We start from the raw sequence: 1,994 nt of genomic DNA on the forward strand, positions 1-1,994 counted from the left end.
AGGGCAGGCTATTTTAATGTTGGTTGCGGGGACCCGAGGCCACCATTGTTATAACTTCAGGTGGACTTTGGTTTTTATGCTCGGTCGCAATGTCGAGAATGCCCATCAACTCACCCCGCAAGCTGATTTGAAAGTCGCCGCGCTTATCTCCCGGCGTGACAATTATTTCTCCAACTACAGACCTGATTGCGTCTGCCGCCTCCGCATACATCAGTGGATCGTCAAGAGCTGCGGTCAGGTTTTGCACCTTCTTCCGGTAAATCTCCGCAATATTTGGATGGATGTCGGGAACATCTTGAGGAACCTCATCCATACGCGCGATGATCTCTTGTTTTTCCTGCTCAAGCTCTTCCATTCGGAACTTCATCGCCGACTGGTACATGCCATCTTCAATAGCCGACATAATGCCCGCAATCCCGCGCTCGACCTTTTCCAGTTTCTGCCGATCAAGAACAGCTTGTGCACGGCGTTCCCGGTTCATCTGGTTCAGACCTTCGGCATAGGCCTGAACCGCTTCTGCCACCGCCTCTGCAGAAACCAGTTTTTCGGTAAGCCCGGCCAGAACACGGGCTTCAATCTTGTCCCGAACAATTGTTCGACCATTGTCACAGGTTCCACGACGATAACGATTTAAGCATCCATAGCGGTCCCGGGTGATGATGCCATAGTTACCACCACAGCAACCGCACTTGATAAGACCGGAAAACAGGAAAGCAGGTCTGCGTAGGGTATTGAGCTTTGCAGCATGGTATGCACGAACACCCTTGGTTACATTTGCATACTTCCTGGAGATTTCTTCCTGCCGACGACGTGTGGCCTGCCATAGATCATCTTCAACGATACGCAACCCAGGCACCTCAGTCCGAACCCACTCGGTTTTCGGGTTAGGTCGTGAAACCCGCTTTCCGGTCGCCGGGTTCTTGACATAATGGAGCCGGTTCCAGACCATCACGCCGATATAAAGCTCGTTATTCACGATGCCAGTCCCTCGGGAAACATGACCACGAATGGTCGTATCACCCCAAACCCGACCATACGGACCAGGAACACCTTCCCGGTTAAGATCGGCGGCGATCGCCTTCGGACTTTTACCCGCAGAAAATTCACGGAAAATGCGGCGGACAATTTCAGCTTCCGCTTCGTTGATTCTGCGCTCACCGGTAACCGGTTCGCCATCACTGTTTAGACGCTTTACAACATCATATCCGTAGCAAATCCCGCCGCCGGATTTACCGTTCTCAACACGACCACGAAGACCTCGACGGGTTTTATCGGCAAGGTCCTTGAGAAAGAGCGCATTCATGGTGCCCTTGAGGCCCACATGCAGTTCGGAGATTTCACCTTCAGCCAAGGTAACGATACGCACTCCTGCGAACTTCAGATGTTTGAACAAAGTTGCGACATCGGCCTGATCTCGGCTGACGCGATCCAATGCTTCTGCCAGCACCACATCGAACTTCTGCGCCTGCGCATCTTGCAACAGGCTTTGAATACCCGGCCGCAAGGTAATGCTGGCACCTGAGATTGCTGCATCATGGTAGGTACCGACAATTCGCCACCTCTCCCGCTTTACCTGCTCTCGGCAAATGCGGAGCTGATCTTCGATAGAGTTTTCACTTTGGTTGTCAGAGGAGTAACGGGCATAAAGCGCTGCACGGATCATGAGGCTTTCCTTTCTCGCAAAACAAAAGGTTCACCCTTTGGGGCCTTGCCCCTTTATCTCTTCTTCCAATGTGGCAGGACTATTGTCGTTGGCTGCCCGACGTTGCTTTTCCTCCCAAGCCAAATAATGTTTTCGAGCTAAATGATGGCCGACGGCACGGGCGATAACACAAACATGCTGGTCCTGCTTAATTTCCATCCCATCATTGTCGTTAGCCGGGGGTGTTACAGCTACCCTTGCTTCTGATTTCTTAGCCATCGGTCCACCTCTTCATGCAATGGATAGATCTGCCAAGAATGCTCTAGGGTCAGAACTCATTAACCTTTAACTG

2 protein-coding genes are annotated in these 1,994 nt (G+C 51.8%); both read right to left on the reverse strand.

Features of this window, described 5'->3' with window-relative positions:
• Positions 1 to 13: 13 nt before the first annotated feature.
• Positions 14 to 1,663 (reverse strand): recombinase family protein, encoded by a 1,650-nt coding sequence (locus TH25_RS24540; protein ID WP_114090860.1) that lies wholly within the window; start codon positions 1,661 to 1,663, stop codon positions 14 to 16.
• Positions 1,664 to 1,693: 30 nt separating this feature from the next.
• Positions 1,694 to 1,921 carry a hypothetical protein gene (locus TH25_RS24545; RefSeq protein WP_114090861.1) on the reverse strand — a complete coding sequence of 76 codons (228 nt, stop codon included), beginning with the start codon at positions 1,919 to 1,921 and terminating at the stop codon, positions 1,694 to 1,696.
• Positions 1,922 to 1,994 lie beyond the last annotated feature (73 nt).

This window comes from Thalassospira profundimaris (assembly GCF_003326755.1).
GTDB classification, from domain to species: Bacteria; Pseudomonadota; Alphaproteobacteria; order Rhodospirillales; family Thalassospiraceae; genus Thalassospira; species Thalassospira profundimaris_B.